At 64.0% G+C, this 17,481-nt stretch carries 16 protein-coding genes; 7 read left to right on the top strand and 9 right to left on the bottom strand.

What is annotated here, in order from left to right; genetic code table 11:
- Nucleotides 1–130: 130 nt before the first annotated feature.
- The 6 genes from LVY72_RS07545 to LVY72_RS07515 all read left to right on the top strand — a co-directional run bounded on the left by LVY72_RS07545 (nucleotide 131) and on the right by LVY72_RS07515 (nucleotide 6,694).
- On the top strand, nucleotides 131–1,645 hold the full coding sequence (locus LVY72_RS07545; RefSeq protein ID WP_237819299.1) for a recombinase family protein: 1,515 nt from the start codon (nucleotides 131–133) through the stop codon (nucleotides 1,643–1,645).
- Between the two features lie 180 nt (nucleotides 1,646–1,825).
- A complete protein-coding gene (locus LVY72_RS07540; protein ID WP_237819297.1) occupies nucleotides 1,826–2,023 on the top strand; it encodes a hypothetical protein in 198 nt (65 codons plus the stop codon).
- The gene (locus LVY72_RS07535) at nucleotides 2,023–2,694 is read left to right on the top strand and encodes a plasmid mobilization protein (protein ID WP_237819296.1); all 672 of its coding nucleotides are present in this window, start codon (nucleotides 2,023–2,025) and stop codon (nucleotides 2,692–2,694) included. Before LVY72_RS07540 ends, LVY72_RS07535 begins: the two co-directional genes overlap by 1 nt.
- Nucleotides 2,691–3,896, top strand: a complete 1,206-nt coding sequence (locus LVY72_RS07530; protein ID WP_237819294.1) for a relaxase/mobilization nuclease domain-containing protein — start codon at nucleotides 2,691–2,693, stop codon at nucleotides 3,894–3,896. Before LVY72_RS07535 ends, LVY72_RS07530 begins: the two co-directional genes overlap by 4 nt.
- Nucleotides 3,897–4,763: 867 nt before the next feature.
- Nucleotides 4,764–6,083, top strand: a complete 1,320-nt coding sequence (locus LVY72_RS07520; RefSeq protein ID WP_237819292.1) for a hypothetical protein — start codon at nucleotides 4,764–4,766, stop codon at nucleotides 6,081–6,083.
- Between the two features lie 26 nt (nucleotides 6,084–6,109).
- Nucleotides 6,110–6,694: a recombinase family protein gene (locus tag LVY72_RS07515; protein WP_237819290.1), complete on the top strand. Its 585-nt coding sequence runs from the start codon at nucleotides 6,110–6,112 to the stop codon at nucleotides 6,692–6,694.
- Nucleotides 6,695–6,849: 155 nt separating this feature from the next.
- Here LVY72_RS07515 and LVY72_RS07510 read toward each other — a convergent pair whose 3' ends face one another.
- The 6 genes from LVY72_RS07510 to ychF form a co-directional block, all read right to left on the bottom strand.
- Nucleotides 6,850–8,151, bottom strand: a complete 1,302-nt coding sequence (locus LVY72_RS07510; protein ID WP_237819288.1) for a 5-methylcytosine restriction system specificity protein McrC — start codon at nucleotides 8,149–8,151, stop codon at nucleotides 6,850–6,852.
- Entirely contained in the window at nucleotides 8,136–9,317 is a 1,182-nt protein-coding gene (locus LVY72_RS07505; protein WP_237819286.1) for an AAA family ATPase, read from the bottom strand. Before LVY72_RS07505 ends, LVY72_RS07510 begins: the two co-directional genes overlap by 16 nt.
- 8 nt (nucleotides 9,318–9,325) lie before the next feature.
- Nucleotides 9,326–9,886: a hypothetical protein gene (locus tag LVY72_RS07500; RefSeq protein ID WP_237819284.1), complete on the bottom strand. Its 561-nt coding sequence runs from the start codon at nucleotides 9,884–9,886 to the stop codon at nucleotides 9,326–9,328.
- A 2-nt stretch (nucleotides 9,887–9,888) separates the two neighbouring features.
- The gene (locus LVY72_RS07495; protein ID WP_237819281.1) at nucleotides 9,889–10,911 is read right to left on the bottom strand and encodes a DNA adenine methylase; all 1,023 of its coding nucleotides are present in this window, start codon (nucleotides 10,909–10,911) and stop codon (nucleotides 9,889–9,891) included.
- Between the two features lie 48 nt (nucleotides 10,912–10,959).
- On the bottom strand, nucleotides 10,960–11,997 hold the full coding sequence (locus LVY72_RS07490) for an adenine-specific methyltransferase EcoRI family protein (RefSeq protein WP_237819279.1): 1,038 nt from the start codon (nucleotides 11,995–11,997) through the stop codon (nucleotides 10,960–10,962).
- Between the two features lie 228 nt (nucleotides 11,998–12,225).
- Nucleotides 12,226–13,329, bottom strand: coding sequence for a redox-regulated ATPase YchF (gene ychF / locus LVY72_RS07485; RefSeq protein ID WP_237819277.1), 1,104 nt, complete (start codon nucleotides 13,327–13,329; stop codon nucleotides 12,226–12,228).
- Between the two features lie 98 nt (nucleotides 13,330–13,427).
- Between ychF and LVY72_RS07480 the strand changes: the two genes are divergently transcribed.
- A complete protein-coding gene (locus LVY72_RS07480; RefSeq protein WP_237819275.1) occupies nucleotides 13,428–14,705 on the top strand; it encodes a DNA recombination protein RmuC in 1,278 nt (425 codons plus the stop codon).
- 164 nt (nucleotides 14,706–14,869) lie between these two features.
- Here LVY72_RS07480 and LVY72_RS07475 read toward each other — a convergent pair whose 3' ends face one another.
- From LVY72_RS07475 to LVY72_RS07465, 3 genes are all read right to left on the bottom strand, one after another.
- The gene (locus LVY72_RS07475) at nucleotides 14,870–15,040 is read right to left on the bottom strand and encodes a hypothetical protein (protein ID WP_237819273.1); all 171 of its coding nucleotides are present in this window, start codon (nucleotides 15,038–15,040) and stop codon (nucleotides 14,870–14,872) included.
- A gap of 414 nt (nucleotides 15,041–15,454) precedes the next feature.
- Nucleotides 15,455–16,558, bottom strand: coding sequence for a 4-hydroxy-3-methylbut-2-enyl diphosphate reductase (locus tag LVY72_RS07470; protein WP_237819271.1), 1,104 nt, complete (start codon nucleotides 16,556–16,558; stop codon nucleotides 15,455–15,457).
- A gap of 1 nt (nucleotide 16,559) precedes the next feature.
- A complete protein-coding gene (locus LVY72_RS07465) occupies nucleotides 16,560–17,414 on the bottom strand; it encodes a hypothetical protein (RefSeq protein WP_237819269.1) in 855 nt (284 codons plus the stop codon).
- Between the last annotated feature and the right edge of the window lie 67 nt (nucleotides 17,415–17,481).

Here is a 17,481-nt window from a genome sequence, read left to right as displayed (position 1 = left end):
CGCCCTCACATTGGGCTGGGGCTTTAGATACACCTTCATGGGGATCCGGCGGGATCGGAATGTTTCGTCTGCATGACGCACTCAGTGGCGTTCAGAAGGCAAATAACCTGTGATCCCGTAGCTTGGTTGGATGAGCCCCGAACAGCGCCGCGCGGCCGTCTACCTGCGCATCTCCCAGGACCGCGAGAACACCCGCCTCGGCGTGGACAGGCACCGCGAGGACGCCGAAGCACTCATCGCGGCCCGGCGGTGGACACCCGTTGGTGTTTATGAGGACAACGACATCTCCGGCAAAGGACACAAGAAACGACCGGCCTTTGAACGGCTCCTCAAAGATATCGAGGCAGGTCACATAGACGTCGTCGTTGCTCAGGAGTGGCCCCGCCTCGAACGCAACCGTGCAGATGGTGTGAGGATCATCGAGGCTGCCCAGCGTCACCATGTCCTGTTGACCTTCGCCAAGGGCTCCGACATCGACTGCACAACGGCGGCCGGCCGCCTGTCAGCCGACATGTTCTCGGCGATCGCTCGCAATGAGATCGAGGTCAAGGCAGAACGACAGTCGCGGGCACAACGACAGCGCGCCCAGCAAGGCAGACCCCCGAAGGGTGTACGTCCCCTCGGCTACGCCACCAACGGCGACGTCATCAAACACGAGGCGGAAGCCGTCAAGAAGATTTACGGTGCGTTCTCCTCAGGGTCATCGCTGCGGGCGATTGCAGCGGCTTTGTCAGGCAGTGAGGGAAAGGATCTTCCTGCCCTGCCGACCCTCCCCCGGCACAACCGCACCTTGATGATCGAGCGCAATGCGCGTCGGTCCGAAGAAGGTCTCGAACCCCGTCCAGTTCCAAACGACGACCCCTGGGTGCCGTCGACCGTCATGGGGATTCTGCGCAACCCGCGCTACGCCGGATACAGCACATACACGCCGAAGGAAGTGCTCGCCAATGGCGACCGGCGCCGATCGTGGCGGGCCCAGATCCTTCGCGACGATCACGGGGAGCCGATCCTCGGTCAATGGGACAGCATCGTGGACCTCGCGATGTGGGAGGCTGTCCAGGACCGGCTCGACGACCCGGCGCGCATCACGAACCGGGTGGGAACCGACAGGAAGCACCTTGGCTCGGGCCTGTATCGGTGCGGGGTGTGCGACAAGCCGGTGAAGGCGCATGGGCAACGGTATCGATGCGCGGGCCACGTCGTGCGTTCCCGGGAGCAGATCGATGATTTCGTTGTCGAGGTCGTCCGGCGGCGACTCGCGCTTCCGGATCTCCACGACCTGCTGCCGTCTGCTGATGAGCCGCGTCTGCAGGAGATCAAAGAGGAGATCAACGAGCACCGGGCCAGGATTCACAGGGCGCAGCGGGATTACGATGACGAGCTCATCGAAGGCTTTGATCTCAAGCGCATTCGCGACCGTGAGAACGCCGCGATTGACACCTTGGAAGTCGAGCGTCTGCGGCTCTCACTTGGGAGTTCGCATACCAGTGTCCTGGGACAACGGGATCCGGCAGCTGCCTTCGAAGCGGGAGACCTGGGCGTACGCCGTAGCACTATCGGCGCCCTATGCACAGTACGCCTCTACCCCCATCCACGAGGCATGAAATCCTTCAATCCCGATTCCGTCTCGATCATGTGGCGGTGACAAGAGACGTCCTGCTTGTCGGATAAACGTTTGATGTCGTAGGGTAATTGTCAGACAAACGTTTAGCCCGAAAACAACAACAAGGGTTAGGGATTCCCCGACTGGTGGCTCTCCTCGTTTTGATCAGCCTGAGATGGTTGCACGAGGCTCTCTACCTGCAGAACTTACTGCAGGAGAACTATGTCCACCGCCATTTTGGACCGCGAAAGAACGGTTCGCAAAGAATCCTCCACTGATAGCGCCGCAGGCTTTCGTGTCCCTATCAAGCCTGTCTCGTCCAGCGTCGATGCAGCCATTGAACGCATCGTGGCAGCCGCCCCTCCGCTCAGCGATGCCCAGCGTGACCGGTTGGCCACCATCCTAGGTGGTGGTGCCTGATGTCTGCCGACGATCTTCAAGGTGCTCCGGCAGCCGGCCGACTGCCTGGCACATCCCTGCCAGCTGCGCCGTTCACAGAGGAGCAGCCTGGCCTCCTCAAGAGCGTGTTCCCGAAGGCTTCCTCTGCCGCGTCAAAGGGCCGCGAAGCGGGTTTCCACTCCCCCTCGCCCGCAGGGAGCGAAGCGAGCGAGGACGAGGGCCAGCGGTATTTGGAAGACATGAGCGCCAGCGAAATGTCCGACAAATACCCTGCTGGCCTGCATCCGTTTCCCCTCCCGCGTAGGCACAGCCGTACGTCCAACGAGACCACCCGTGAGCGCCGCCGGGTCTCGTTGGACATACGGCTCACGGAGACGGAGCGCGAAGCGATCCGGCGCCGTGCCCGCGTGCTCGGCGTCAAGCCGAGTGCGTGGGCACGCGGGGTCGTTCTTGACGCCCTCGACGCCAGGAGGGATGAGATTTCACGGATGCATCTGGCGGCGCTTGCGGCGCCTCAGCCGGAGCTTGCGACGGCTGTGGAACAGCTCCGCAAGGTCGGTCAGAACCTCAATCAGGCACTCCGGGTTGTCCACTCCGGAGACGTCTCGGCGCTTGACGAAGATCTGCTCCGCCAGGTGCAGGTCGCCGTAGATGACGTGCGTGCGTCGCTCGGGGATCGGACCTCGTCATGAGCACGATCAACGTCCGGTCTTCCCGTGATGTCGCAGGTGCGGTGAACTACGTCCTTTTCGGGAACTCGAAAGAGCGCCGTGCCGAACTCATCAAGACCGGTCAAACCCGTGCCGCGGCGTTTGCCATCTCTGTCGCCGGCGACCAAGGAGCCTCACCGGCAGCGTTCATTGAACGAACCGAGATGTTGGCTCGTGTGCACGGCCGCAAGGTCAAGCTCCAGTCCTACGTTCTCGCCTTCCCACCAGACGATTTCGATGTGACCAAACAGGACGACCTCGACCGTATCCGGAACATAGCAGTCGCTCTCATTGGGCGGATGCATACCGCTGACTACCTCATTGTGGTTCACGCGGATTCAGCAGGTCGTCACGGGCACGCGCATATCCTTGTGGCCAATCACGACAACCTCACGGGGAAGTCTCTGCAGCGCTACACCAGCTGGAAGCACGGGCTCCGCCAGCTGAACGACGACCTGATGCGCGACGAGGGCCTGAGCGTGCTCCCCGACCCCGGGCAACCCAAGCCAGACTGGGAGCTCCGCCGAGAGGCCTTCAGCCCTGGAGGGTTCGAACAGACCCTCGGAGACAAGGTCTACATGGCGCTTTCCGATCCCCGCTCGGTCGATCAGCAGGCATATGAGCAGGTGCTCGAAGAGCACGGCATCACGCTCGCCGTCACCCATCGCGACGGGTGGAGCTACAAGATGCGCCGCTCCGACAACGGGAAGCTCGGACGCAAGAAGGCCTCGGCACTCACGCCGGAGTTCACCGCCGAAGGGGCCGCCAGCATCTTCGACATCCACCAGCAGAACCAGCAGAAAGGCACCGCTCATGGGACTCGCGGACCGGCTCCGACAGGAGCAGCAGAACTCGACAACGTCGATTCCGTCGGAACCGTCAACCTCCGAGGTCATCGCCGCGGTGAACGCGCAGACGAAGGCCGTGAACGGTCTGAAGATGTATCTGCAGATCGTCATCGAGGAGACGGTCAAGAACGAATTGCAGAAGGCCCTGCCGTCGACCTCGCAGCCCTCCGCCGGCATGCCGCGGCAGATCGCGAGTATCGGGAACAGGTTGAACGAGATCGAGACGACGCTCGCCGAATTCTCGCGCAGTCTCGACGGAAAGAAGCTCAGCGGCGCCTCGCAGAGTTTGATTCTCGAAGCGCAGAGGAACCGTCAGAACGTAGTTTCGGCGATTGAAAGGCTCCGGGTTCAGGCTGACGAGAACAGGGCTCTTGTCAGCCAGGCCGGAGCGGCTCTTCAGCACATCGAGCAGCGTGCCGGCGAGCAGATCGAAAAGGCAATCGAGCAGATCACCGGTGAAGCTTCCCACGTCGTCACTGCCAATCTCACCGGTGCGAACAAAAGGGCCGAGCAGATCATGGCAGCCACGGCCAAGCTGACCGATCGCCAGCTCTGGTCGGCAGCTGCCGCAATGTTCCTGACACTCCTGCCGGCGGCAACGGTTGTCGCCGGGCTCTGGATGGCCATCGCCGGGCTCTTCACGGGAGTGCAGTGGGCCACCGACGTGGACGGCAGCGTATGGCTCGGCATCGGGCGCTGGCTGGCGGTCGTCTGTGGTCTCTCCGTGGTCGCTTATGGACTCTTCGCGGGAACCAGGTGGACGACTGCATTGGTCGCTACATGGAAGGGTGCCGGGATGCCGCGGTGGCCCCGATGACGGAAGGAGAAGCGTTGGTGTGTACCGCGAAATCCATCGTGCAAAAGTCTGTGGCGGCCAGCTCCGAAAGATACACCCCAAAAGTGAGTACGTTTCATCTTCGGCATTCCGAAAATCAGCGGAATCATGCGGATGTGTGCGTATGCGCGCGTACTCGGCTTGATTTGGTCGCCGAAAAAGTGAGTACGTCTCAACTTCCCTCTTCTCCATATTTCTGCACTTTTTGCCTCCCGGTCCGTACTCACTTTTTTGACACAAATCTGAGTACGGGCTTCTGAAAAGTGAGTACGTCAAGGAACAGGTGAGTACGCCCGAGCAGGGCGCACCACCCAAATAACGAGGAAACCCCCGGCGGCAACCGGGGGTTTCAGAAAGGACATCAGCCCATGTCCAAGAGCACACCCCACACTACCGCGCTACAGTCCGGCCGTCATCGTGCCTTTTCCATTGTGTCCAAGGCCTTGACCCGCGAGATGATCGAGGAGTTCGTCGCGGCCCACCCGAATGACCGGGTACACGGCGTGATCCATGACCGCGACCCCGGCACCGACGAACACGCTCACGTCTTCTGGTACTCGAAAACCCAGCGCACACCTGCAGCGGTCCAGCGCAAGTTCCCGGTGCCGGTCATCGTGAGGCCCTTCATCTACCACCCGGGTGAACCCGGCACCGACCGTGGCAAGTTCGCAATGGCACGGGCCGCCCGGTACAACACCCATGAGCACCCTGACCAGCAGGCGCTCGGCAAGGCCCGGTACGGCGACGATGAAATGATCGCGACCCCGGGTTGGGACTGGCGTGCCGACGTGGATGCGCTCAACGCCCGCGAGCATGTCGATCCTGAGCGTCCGGCACGTCTCACCTTGATCGAACGACTGGCGAAGCGTGTGCTCGCTGGCGAACTGACGGCCCGCGACGTACATCGTCAGAACGAGAAGATCTACTTGGCCAAGGGTCCGAGCTACTGGGCAAGGCTGGAGCACACAGCTGCCGAGTGGAAGCGCCAAGAGGCCGAGGAAACCGAGCGTCGAGCTTATGAGGAGCGCCGGCAGGCCGAAGAGGCAGAACAGGTCGAGCGTGCAGAACAGGCTGAGCGGGAGCGCCAGGCTGCTGATGAGCGGGAGGCCGCTGAGCGGGCCGAACGTGAGGCACAGGCCCGTCAGCAGGCCGAAGAACATGCTGCCCGCGAAGCCGCCCTCAAGGCAGAGCAGGCCACGCCCGAGTACCAGGAACGTGTTGCCGCCGAACAAGCCGAACGCGAGCGTGACGACCTGATCGACATGATCGCAATGTTTCACGACGTCAAGGGCCCTCGTTCTGATCGAGGTGCCCACGCGATCAGCTATGCAGCAGAACTCGGCCTGACTTCTTCCGACCACGTCTGTGAGGACGGAAAACTGACGCACTTGGGCGCGGTGCTGACCTATGCCGAAGCCGTATTGGACCTTGATCCTGACGACGTCGACATCGACGAGATCATGCCCGAGATTCAGTCGGAGATCGACAGCTATCGCCGCGAGATCTCATCAGCGGGCCGGCAGCTCGGCGCCGCCGAATACCATGCCGCAGAGGGCAATCAGGTGGGTTTCAAAAGGGCCCTGAACCTGCGGAAGATGTACTCCGGCTACTCCGATCTCATCACCCTTCCGTCGCCGCGTTCCGAGATTAAGAAAGCCTGGCGCGACCAGCTCTTGGCAGCGGCCTGACCAATTTTTTCAGAAAGGAATCCACCATGAAGTACGGCTACACCCGCACGAGCACGAAGGACAAGCAGGACGACGACCTCCAGCGCCGGGCACTCATCGATGCCGGAGTTGGTGCGAAGCAGATCTTCTCCGACCAGGTCTCCGGTTCCAAGGAAGCCAAATCCCGTTCGGGGTGGACGAATCTCGACGGACGGCTCTGTGAAGGTGATGAACTCGTCGTGTGGCGCATCGACCGCATCGGCCGCTCGATGATCGACGTCATCACGACAGTGAAGGATCTTGTCGACCGCGGCGTGAAGATCAAATCACTTTCCGACGGCATCACTCCCGAGACCCGGGAAGGCCGGCTCATGCTCAGCCTCATGGCGACCTTCGCCGAGTACGAGCGCGAGCTCATCCAGGAACGCGTCCAGGCCGGTGTCGATGCTGCGAAGGCCCGGGGCGTCAAGTTTGGCCGTCCGGCCCCGGACGCCGCGAAGGTCGCGCTAAACCTCCGGATGGTGAAGTACCTCATCGACGCCGAGGGACTCGGGGTCATCGATGCCGCCCGAACTGTCGGGTGGTCCAAGGCGACCTACTACCGGCACCGTTCGACAGCCGGAGTCTCGTAAACCCCAGCCCGAGGCTGAAACTTCTAAGACAACATTCCGAGACCCGTTCACCGGCGCCTTGCTGGTGAACGGGTCTCGTCTCATTTTGGAGATGTTAGTGGAACCGCCGTTCCCAAGCCCTGTGATGAGCAGCGTTCCGGATCTCAGCGACCGCCCTACTGATCAAGTCCGGTGGACACGTCCTCGTCGAGCCAGTGGATAATCGTATCGATCAGCACCTGAGGGCCCTCAGGGCGAGCCAACGACATGAGGTTGAGAGGTAGCGCGGTCAACTCGATGTCGCTGCCTCCCAACGCCGACGAGACGCGCCAGACCGTTGGGGCCCGGTCCTGAGCGACCGGGTAGGTAAGAGAGATTCGCCTGCAGCCGAGCACGTGTCCGGCCGTCAGGACCTGGTAGGTGTCGGGTGCCTTCGGTCGAGTGCCGAGACGCTTGTACTTGGAGTCAGTGATGGCGACTGGTGTTCCCTGGCCGTCGTAGAAGACCACGTCGGGCGTCGTTTCCAGCTTGGAACCCTTGCCAGCAATTACCTCGCCGAACTTAATCGCACGCTTATCGACACGCTCACCGCGGCGGCTGGCCGCCCGCTGGCACAGCCAGTAGATGTAGTTTTCGTAGATCACGTCGGAGTTCCAGAGGAACCCAGAGAGCGCATGCTTGCCGCTGGCATGGTGAACACCGGCACCTTCAAGCAACAGGAGCCCAACGATCCGCGCGGGCTCCAGCCCTTGATGCTGGATGCCGAGAGAAATCCGCTGCGCGTCGAGAAGATGCGGAGGCTGCCTGCCGACATGGGCTAAGCCGGCGGCGATCTCACGAACAGCCCTCGCTCGTCCGGGCGCTTTCACAGTCGCGGCCAGGCATTCGGCCGACCAACGCAGCAGCCGGGCCAAGGGGGTGTCGTCGGTGAGTAGATCTGCGACATATGGCAGTTCCCACGGACGAGCGACCCACTGCCCGAGGCGCGAGGTGTCGAGGCTGCCGCGCAGAGTGGTGCCGGTCGCCTGCTCGCTCTGGTAGCCGCGGGGCAGGCCGCGAGCAGCGCCCTTGGCATAGGACCCGAGGAACATCTCGGCGAGCAGGTCCGGCATGGACAGCGAAGCGAGTTCGTGGGCGGTCGTCAAGTTGTCGTCGACATGGCCGCCTTCGACGACTGTGAGGATCCGCCAAAGCACCGTCTGCCAACCGTCATCGGCTGCGCTCAGGAACTTGGGCGCGATCTCGATGTCCACGTCGCCGACTCGCACAACGCCGGTAACGGCCTCGGCGCGCAGCCTCACGATACCGTCGCCGAGGTCCTCGACACGGATCGGGTCGCCCGAGAGCCCCAAGACCCTGCTCCACCGCTTGTTCGCCTCAGCAAGCGCGTGGAGATCGAGGCCCTCCGCGGAGCGGACAACCGGCGCTCCGTACTCCTGGAGCTCGATGCGTGGCGGGGTGACTACCGCGTCAGCCACCTGAAGGACCTCTTGATCACGTCGATGTCGAGCTCGCTCACCCGGACCGGAGCGAGGGTGCGGGACTGGACGGTACCACCCTTGGCGGTACGCAGGTTCCACGCGTAGTCGCCGACCGACGGGGCGGTGTCGACGTGTAACAGGTCCATTAGCTGCTCGGGACGGCCGGAGTAGCGGTCCTCGAGCTGCGGAAATAGAACGTCGTCCCAAGTCTTGGCGAGGCTGCGCCAAGCGGCCTTCTCCTCAACCGGTTCCTTGGTGCCAGAGTCGGTGGTCTTGGTAGCCAACACCGGCGTCAGAAGCCCGTGGCCCAGTTCGAACTCGGGTCCGAGGTCGGACGCGATCGCAACGTTGAGACGGTCGAGGAGCAAATAGCCGGTCTCGAACGGAGTGAGGTCCTCCCAGTTGTCTTCGGTTGGCGTAGTGATCGCGGTCTTCTCCAGGCCCCAGTGGTTGACGAGGACGTCCAGGTTCGGTCGCATCTCGATCCGGTCGAACCGGCGTGCGAGGGCGCTATCGATGGGGACTGCAGCCCGGTCGACGCTGTTCATCGTAGAGACAATGTAGATGTGCTTGGGGAACGTGAAGCCCTCGGGAATCTTCGTCGTCTTGCCACCGGGTCGGCGGATCTCCTCGCTCTTGCCGTCCTCGTAGCTCAGCTGTCGGAGTGGCAACGGGAGGGGAACGCTTCCGTCGTCGCGGTAATCGAAGTCTAGGAACGTCATGAATTCACCGAAAATGCGGGCGGCGTTGCCGCGATTGATCTCGTCGATGAAGATCACGACGGACTTGTACTCGGACTCAGGATCCGTAAGTTCGAGCGCAGCGTCGAGGAAGACTCCAGCCCACGGCTGGAGGCAGGTGCCTTTGGAGGTAATCTCCGGCCTCAGACCCAGTACGAAGTCCTCGTAGCCGTACGACTGGTGAAACGTTGTCCACACGACCTTGATAGGCTGCGGGATCTTGATTTCCTGCGCGGGCCTGCTGAACGGCATCTCGGCATCGGAGACGTCTAGGAGGATACCGCGCTGACTCTCAGGTGGGTTGTTCAGGGCGTCAAACAGCCCGCTGATGAGGCGAGTCTTCCCGGTCGCGGGCGGTCCGTAGAGCAGCACGTTTCTACCCGCGTTCCAGGACGACAGAATGTCGTCAATCTTGTCAGTCATTCCCCACCTCAGTCCGCATCGATTACGCCGCCGACAGGCCTGCTACCCGGCGGGTAAAGGTCCCACATCGGATTGTTGGAGCGGATGCTGTCAGGGCGAGGCCCCTTGGTGAACCCAGCGTAGTATTCGCCCTCGACGGTCTTGGCGATATAGATCCGGAGTCCGCCCTTGGGGAAGTACGTGAGTGCATCTTCCGTGCTGCCGACGTCATCCGGCGCGGTCGGGAATCCACGCGCCGCGATCCACGCCGGGTGTCTCTGGGAATTGGGCTGACGACGGTTCTGCCGGGCTATTCGCATCCGGCCGCCTTTCTTCCGGTGGAACTCAATCGGACCGGACTCACCCGGTCGACCGACGACGCGGGCTTCGATCTTGATGACCGGAAGGTCGTCCACGTTGGCCCCGGTGGCGTCGAGGAAGTCCAGGGTCGCGGGCACCATGGAGCTTGGGATCTCGATGTAGAGCGATCCGCCTCCACCATTGATCTGGTGGTGTCGCTCGATGTTGTAGAACTCGCCTGGTTGGACGTTGCGCCACCAGATGCGGTCAATGTTCAGTTTCTGCGCCAAGGTCAGAAGGCCTCCACGTGGTAAAGCCGCTCCAGCACCGAGCCATCCTTCACTCGGCCGTTGCTGCGGTATCGGATATGGGGTTGCTCGTGCAACGTGACGTTGCCGAAATCGCTCAGGATAGAGAACAGTTCATCTTCCTGGACCTGACCGTCCTCGCTGTAGGAGATGAACACGTGCGGGACTTTGAGTCGCTTGAGGGTCTCGCGAAACGCCTGGCCGGCGCTGCGCCGGTAACAGAAATCGGACGCCTGGTCACTCCACGGACGGAGCCCGCCGTCGCCGGCGGCGACAGGCTCATCCTCTTGCGCGAGCGTCTCCAAGATGTGATAGTTCCCGGCGTACTGCCGCTTGGTGTACGGCGGGTCTAGGTACACCGCGTCGGTATCGAACGTCGACGCGAGCTCCTCGACAGGGCCTTGTACAACGGTGTGGTGGCCCGGGGTTCGCTCGAATGCGATCGGCTCGAACGCGAGCGGCTTGAGCGCTGGGCCCGAGATCGTGCGCCGGAAGTAGCCGTAGGTGCCGCTGATGTTGGCGACCTTGTTGGTTGCCAAGATCAGGTGGTGCAGTAGCACACTATGCTCCACCTCGGAGAGGGCACCTGCCGAGGTCAGTTTGCGGATACCGTCGCGGATTCCATCGATATGCGCGGCGTTGCTCGCCGAGAAGTAGAGCCGCGGGGCACGCCCGTTCGCCGGCTGGCCGGCGTCACCGAACTCCCGAAAGAAGTATCCCTCGAGGGGCGGTGCTGAACGCATCCACGCCAGGGCCCCTTCATAGCCGCCGAGCGCTTCAAATGTTGGTGCCTGCTTCGCGAGAAGGCGCGTGCGCGCGTGAACAATCGGGAAGGTCAGTGCGTCAGCCGCAGTGACCGAGTAGCCGGCCTGCGCGAGCGCCATCGATACCGAAGCGGTACCGCACATCGGGTCAGCGATGGAGGAGCCTACGGGGAGCACACTCGAGATCTCGCCGACAATCCAGTCGACCAGCCGGGTCTTGTTACCAAGGTAGCGGTACGACATGGCTACCTCTCTGCTGTCGATTGGTTCTCTGCTGTCGATTGATTCGAGTCATGCCAGTTGCTTGTTCCTGATGACGATGCGGTCGTACATGCGCCGGTAGGTGCCGTCGCCATTCGGCAGATAGAAGCGCGGGCCGCCCTGCTGGTATGTGCCCTTTTTTGCGATCCCAGACATCGGCCGACCGAGGGTCTTGCTGGACCCGAGGATGTCGAACTGGTCCGGGTTGTACTTGTCGAGGAACGTGATCGGCACCCCCATGGGACCGGCGTAATCGACGGGGATGTGCATGGTCTTGCTGACGTCGATCGCATCGAAGTTCGCGTACTTCGGATAGGCGGTCGGGCTGTAGGTCATGTGAAGGTCGAGTTCCTCGTGCCGACCCGGATAGTCGAGGTTGGTGAACCAGCGGACGCCCTTCACGCGGACGTATTTGTTGCCCTCGTCGTCGACCCGGGTGCCGGCGGCGGTTAGCGGGTAGTCGTCAGGCACCCGGAACTCGCGGTCACCGCTGCGGATGCTCGGGCCATACCACATCTGGTCGTTCTGGAAGAGCGGGAAGATCTCCTTGTAGGTCAAGGCGTTCAAGTTCCCGATGATCAGGAACTGCTTCTGGTGCTCGACCAACTGAGCCACGTACTCGCGGAACAGCGAGAACGGAGGGTTGGTTACCACGATGTCAGCCTGTTGGAGCAACTCGACGCTCTCGGCGCTGCGGAAGTCACCGTCACCAGCCAACGGCTGGATGCCTATCTCCTCGGCGTCTGGAGCGCTGTTGCCGTTCTTGTCGCCAGAGTACTCCAGGTAGACGGCCTGGTCGGAGTTGCCGCGACCAAACTGGCTGTCATCCTGGCTCCGGTAGCAGGTGGTGATGAGCTTCTTCAGACCAAGCTTCTCGAAGTTGGCGGCGAAATAGCGGAAAAAGTTGCTCGCACGCGGGTCGTCGCAGTTACAGTAGACGACCTTTCCCTCGAAGTGGCGTGTGTAATGCTCCAACTCGAGCTCGATGTCGCGAAGCGAGGTATAAAACTCGTCCTTTTTTGCCCGCCGCGCCTCTCGGAAGTCACGATTCCGGTCAGTGGTCGTCATGTGTCTCCTACGTCCTTCCCGGGATATTTCACGCACTAAAGCGCTACGATGCAGATTACCGACGAGGACCGACAGTTTGCGTGAGGCCCGCGGCACTGGTGAGCGACCAAGGTCCTGTTGATGGCGCGAGCTCGTACTGGTCTGATCGCTGACCACCACGGTTGAGGTCAGCATGGTGCCCCTCTGGCCCCCGGAGTCCGAGGACGCGTGGTCCAGCGCCCCAGTCGCCTACTTTTTGCCTTGGCCCGCAGAGGTTATTCCATGACGGAACTCCACCACGTCGCCGTCGGCCATCACATACTCTTTGCCTTCGATGCGCACCTTGCCCCGAGCCTTGGCCTCGGCCATGGATCCGGCACCGGAGAGGTCATCGAACGAGACGACCTCGGCCTTGATGAAGCCGCGCTGGAAATCCGAATGGATCACCCCGGCCGCCTGCGGGGCGGTATCCCCCTGGTTGATGGTCCAGGCCCGGGCCTCCTTCGGACCGGCGGTCAGGTACGTCTGCAGGCCAAGGGTGTGGAAGCCGACGCGGGCCAGCTGGTCCAGCCCGGATTCGTCCTGACCGTTCATCTCCAGCATTTCGCGGGCCTCCTCCTCGGACAGCTCCACGAGATCGGCCTCCAGCTTCGCATCCAGGAAAATGCAGTCCGCCGGGGCCACCAGGGCGCGCAGCTCCTCCTGCTTCTCCTTGCTGCCCAGCACCGAATCGTCCGCATTGAAGACATAGATGAACGGCTTGGCGGTCAGCAGGTTCAGCTCGCGCAGGGACTCAAGATCGAGCTTGCTACCAGCGGCGAAGATGGTCTCCCCGCGCTCCAGCACGGCCTGGGCCGCCTGCATCGCGGCCAGTTCGGCAGCGTCGCGCTTCTTGATCTTGACTTCCTTTTCCACCCGGGGCAGCGCTTTCTCCAGGGTCTGCAGGTCGGCCAGGATCAGCTCGGTGTGGATTGTCTCCATGTCCGAGCGCGGATCGACCTTGCCCTCCACATGCACGACGTCCGGATCGTCGAAGACCCGGATGACCTGTGCAATGGCCTGGGCCTCGCGGATATTGGCCAGGAACTGGTTGCCCAGTCCCTCGCCTTCGGAGGCGCCGCGGACGATCCCTGCGATGTCCACGAACGAGACGGTGGCAGGCAGGATGCGCTGGGAGCCGAAGATTTCGGCCAGCCGGTCCAGCCGCGGGTCCGGCAGCGGTACGACGCCGACATTCGGCTCGATGGTGGCGAACGGATAGTTCGCGGCCAGGACCTGATTACGGGTCAGTGCATTGAAGAGGGTTGATTTGCCGACGTTGGGCAGTCCGACGATGCCGATAGTAAGAGCCACGGTATTCAAGGATAGCGGTGCAGCCGCCTGTGCCGCGATTCGTCCGCCAATCCGGGTGCCTGCCGGGTTTTGTCGGCTGCGACTGGCAAGGTGGACACATGGATGCTTTTGGAATCGTGCTGTCGCTGCTGCTGTTGCTCGTGGGCCTGCTGGTGGGCGCGGGCGCGGCGGCAGTGGTCTGCCGCCGCCGGGTGGCGGAGCTGACGGCAGAGCTCGACGACGCCGGTACCCGGCTGGGCGAGGCGGCGGCGCGGCTGGCCGCGGCAGAGGCCGAGGGCCGGCTGCTGGCCCGGCAGAACCGTGAGCTAAGCGTGCTGGAGGACCGCGAGAACGCCGTGCTGCGCGCGCTCGCGCCGGTGGGCGAAAAGCTCAGGCATGTGCAGAACCAGGTGGGCCTGCTGGAACGGGACCGGGTGGAACAGTTCGGGCAGCTGGCCGAGCAGCTTCGCACGGCGCAGGCCTCCGATGAGCAGCTGCTGCGCTCCACCCGGACGCTCGCGGCAGCCATGCAGTCCAATTCCGCCCGCGGACAGTGGGGCGAGGTCCAGCTGCGCCGCGTGGTGGAAGCGGCCGGTATGCTGGCCCACGTGGACTTCACCGAGCAGGTGCATCTGGCCGGGGACGAACGCATCTTCCGGCCGGACATGCTGATCCACCTGCCCGGCGGCAAGGCCCTGGTGGTGGACGCGAAGGTGCCGCTGCGTGCCTACCTTCAGGCCACCGAGCTGCCGCTGGACGCGGCCGGGGACAACGGCGCCGGCGGCCAGGAACGGAACCGGCTGCTGGGCGATCATGCCAAGGCGGTCAAGGCACACGTGGACGCGCTCGCCGGCAAAAAGTACTGGGATGCCGCCGGCGGATCCCCCGAACTGGTGCTGTGCTTCCTGCCGGCCGAATCCATGCTGTCCGCCGCCCTGCAGGCGGATCCGGGCCTGCTGGACTATTCCTTTGCCCGCAATGTCGGCCTGGTCTCCCCGGTGTCCTTGCTGGCCGCGCTGAAGTCCGTGGCCTTCGCCTGGCGCCAGGACATGCTCACGGAGAATGCCCGGGAAATCTTCGACCTCTCCCGGCAGCTCTACGAGCGGCTGGGCACGCTCGGGGACCATGTCACCAAGCTGGGCAATTCGCTCAAGGGCTCCGTGGAGAAGTACAACGCCTTCGTCGGCACGCTCGAGTCCCGGGTGCTGCCAACGGCCCGCCGGATCAATTCCTTCGATCCGACGTCGCTGGACAATGCCAAGGCGCCGGCGCCCTTGGAGAGCACGCCGCGGTTGCTGGCCGCACCCGAACTGATTGCCGACGCTGCGGAGAACCGGACGGACGCCGGATTCGAGGAGGGGCTGCCGGAGGACCTGCTCCGCGGACGGTCCGCGTAGGCGGCGTGGGAGGACCCGCTTAGCTCAGAAAAAGCCGTAACCGTGCGGCGTTGATTCGGGGATGGCGGTGACGACGTCCCCGTGCTCGACGATCTTGCCGCCGTCGATGCGGAACAGGTCGTAGAAGGCGGTCGGTTTGCCGCCCAGCCGGCCTTCGGCCTGGGTCAGGACGAACTTACCGTCGGCAACCGTGGGTGCACCGTGTCGTACTGCACCGTGAAGCCCTGCCTAGCCCAGACCTTCAGCGCAGCGCCCAGCCCGTCCAGGCCATCGGCGACGCCGGGGGTGTGCTGGTCGTAGCGCCCGGCGCTGATGAATTCCGCGATCCGGTCCACCTGCCCGCCTCTCAGGACGGTTTCGACAAAAACCGACGACGGCGCGGCTGGCCTCGGCCTGCTCCGGCGCGGTGACCACGGCTGTGCCGTCAACCTGGCTGCGGCCGCTGACAATGGCCGCGACCCGGGGCTGGAGCGCGTCCCAGTGCTCGGCAAGCTTTCCGGCCGAAACACGGAAGGTAGCGAACGCCACGAGCGGATCCGGCCCCAAACCGTAGTAGATGCCGTGCAGCGCCACCAGGCTGCCGTCAGCCAGCACCCTCGCCGGCTCATAGCGGAATCCCTCCGGCAGGCCGGCCACCAGTTCGCGCAGGGCCTCCAACCCGTCGGCTGCCGTTTCCAGTGTGTCCGCAGCAGACCCAGACGTCGAACCTTCGGCAGGCCCGAGATTCCCGCGCCGAACTGGCTGGCGCCTCAGCGCGTGGGGCGGGTTCCCCGGCCGCCTAGGCCGCGAGAGGAATCCCCCTTCTCCTTGAGCGTGGTACGCAGTTCCTTCGGCAGCGAGAACAGGATGTCTTCCTCGGCCGTCACCACCTCATCCACCTGGCCGTAGCCATATTCGGCCAGCAGCACCAGCACCTCGCGCACCAGTACCTCGGGGACCGAGGCGCCGGAGGTAACGCCGACCGTGGCTGCGCCCTCGAACCAGGACTCATCGATCTCGTTGGCGTAGTCGACCCGGTGGGCTGCCTTGGCACCGTACTCCAAGGCGACTTCCACCAACCGCACAGAGTTGGAGGAGTTCGCCGACCCGACGACGATCACCAGATCCGTCTGGGGTGCGATCTTCTTGATCGCCGCCTGGCGGTTGGAGGTGGCGTAGCAGATGTCGTCGCTGGGCGGGTCCTGCAGGTTCGGGAAGCGCTCGCGCAGGATCGAGACGATCTCCATGGTCTCATCCACCGACAGCGTGGTCTGCGAGAGCCAGATCAGTTTGTCCGGGTCGCGGACCTGGACGGTGCGCGCTTCCGCCGGGTTGTTCACGATCGTGGTGTGCTCCGGGGCTTCGCCGTAGGTGCCCTCGACTTCTTCATGGCCCTCGTGGCCGATCAGCAGGATCTCGTTGTCCGCCTTGGCAAAGCGGACCGCCTCCCGGTGCACCTTGGTCACGAGCGGGCAGGTCGCATCGATGGTGCGCAGCCCGCGGTCCTCGGCGGACTGCACGACGGCCGGCGAAACGCCGTGGGCGGAGAAGACCACCAGCGCGCCCTCGGGCACCTCGTCCGTCTCGTCGACGAAGATGGCGCCGCGTTCCTCCAGCGTGCTGACCACGTGGCGGTTGTGGACAATCTGCTTGCGCACGTACACGGGGGCCCCATGGTGCTCCAGCGCCTTTTCCACCGCGATCACCGCGCGGTCGACGCCGGCGCAATAGCCGCGCGGGGCGGCCAGCAGCACGCGCTTGGGCCCGGTCACCGGGACGGCGGCGTCAATTTCCTCGGGGCTGCGTCGCCTGCGCGGGACGCTGGGCAGGGGCAAGGAAACCGGAGCGGTGGATGTGGCAGACATATGCCCCATTCTATCGGCTGGCATTCTTTCGACTGACGCCGGTTGGCCCGGAGCGCTGGCCGGCCAGCCGGGCCACCAGGCCCGCCAGCGCAGCCACGCCTCCCCCGGCTACCAGCGCGGCGGCCCACGGCTGGAAGCCGGCCGTCGCCAATTGCGCGAACCGGACGGCGAATTCCTCCGCCAGCGCACCAGCGGAGATCCCGCCGGCCAGCCCTGGCAACTGACCGGCGGCAAGCCACAGGGCCAGCCCGGCCACAGCGGTCCCCAGACCCAGCCAAAACACTGCTGTGGCCTTGCGGCGTGCCAACAGCAGCGCGGCCACTGCGGCTGCCACCGCACCGGCGGCAAGCCACGGCCACGCCGCAGCCAACCGGGCGGCTGCGGCTGCATAGCCCTCCAGCCTGCCGCTGTCGAAACGGACCGGCAGATCCCCGACGGCTGGTGCCTGAACACCGAGCCTGTCCGCCACTTCCCGCACGGCCAGCTGTGCCAGCGGTGCCAGCTGGACGGCCAGCTTCGGATGCTCCGGGTCCGCCAGGCTCAGGCGGTGGGACGCGGCCGCACTCTCGCGCCAGGCCTGCTCAAAACCATCCAGCTCGGTGAGCCGGCCGACGACCCGCTCAATCGCAGGCCTGGCCAGCGCCCTGACGGCCGGCGGCACGTCAAGCTGACCGGACGCTTCGCTGGCCACCGCCACCGCCAGCGCGGAACGGAAGCCGGAGTCCTCGACCATCGGGGCCGAGAAGGAGACAAAGCCTTCCTCATCGAAGACATTCTGGTGGAGCCATGCCGCCGGCAGCGCGCCCGCGGCGAGCAGGACCGCGGCCAGCCCCAACATGAAGGCCAGTAGGCTGCGCAGCCACATCGGCTTGCTCCCAACAATTTCCCTTGTCCGTCCGGGACCCGGACCGGCGTGCCGGACGGCCCGCCAT

This window comes from Arthrobacter hankyongi (assembly GCF_022012395.1).
Lineage (GTDB): Bacteria > Actinomycetota > Actinomycetes > Actinomycetales > Micrococcaceae > Crystallibacter > Crystallibacter hankyongi.
Note: the sequence above shows the minus strand (reverse complement) of the source record. Positions and strands in the feature narration are given on the sequence as shown.

Excerpts from the sequence above, each read along its gene's own strand:
- LVY72_RS07515 (WP_237819290.1), top strand. The coding sequence starts at position 6,110 with ATGAAGTACGGCTACACCCGCACGAGCACGAAGGACAAGCAGGACGAC.
- LVY72_RS07520 (WP_237819292.1), top strand. The coding sequence starts at position 4,764 with ATGTCCAAGAGCACACCCCACACTACCGCGCTACAGTCCGGCCGTCAT.
- LVY72_RS07540 (WP_237819297.1), top strand. The coding sequence starts at position 1,826 with ATGTCCACCGCCATTTTGGACCGCGAAAGAACGGTTCGCAAAGAATCC.
- LVY72_RS07490 (WP_237819279.1), bottom strand. The coding sequence starts at position 11,997 with ATGACGACCACTGACCGGAATCGTGACTTCCGAGAGGCGCGGCGGGCA.
- LVY72_RS07545 (WP_237819299.1), top strand. The coding sequence starts at position 131 with ATGAGCCCCGAACAGCGCCGCGCGGCCGTCTACCTGCGCATCTCCCAG.
- LVY72_RS07535 (WP_237819296.1), top strand. The coding sequence starts at position 2,023 with ATGTCTGCCGACGATCTTCAAGGTGCTCCGGCAGCCGGCCGACTGCCT.
- LVY72_RS07505 (WP_237819286.1), bottom strand. The coding sequence starts at position 9,317 with ATGACTGACAAGATTGACGACATTCTGTCGTCCTGGAACGCGGGTAGA.
- LVY72_RS07480 (WP_237819275.1), top strand. The coding sequence starts at position 13,428 with ATGGATGCTTTTGGAATCGTGCTGTCGCTGCTGCTGTTGCTCGTGGGC.
- LVY72_RS07470 (WP_237819271.1), bottom strand. The coding sequence starts at position 16,558 with ATGGGGCATATGTCTGCCACATCCACCGCTCCGGTTTCCTTGCCCCTG.
- LVY72_RS07495 (WP_237819281.1), bottom strand. The coding sequence starts at position 10,911 with ATGTCGTACCGCTACCTTGGTAACAAGACCCGGCTGGTCGACTGGATT.
- LVY72_RS07530 (WP_237819294.1), top strand. The coding sequence starts at position 2,691 with ATGAGCACGATCAACGTCCGGTCTTCCCGTGATGTCGCAGGTGCGGTG.
- LVY72_RS07465 (WP_237819269.1), bottom strand. The coding sequence starts at position 17,414 with ATGTGGCTGCGCAGCCTACTGGCCTTCATGTTGGGGCTGGCCGCGGTC.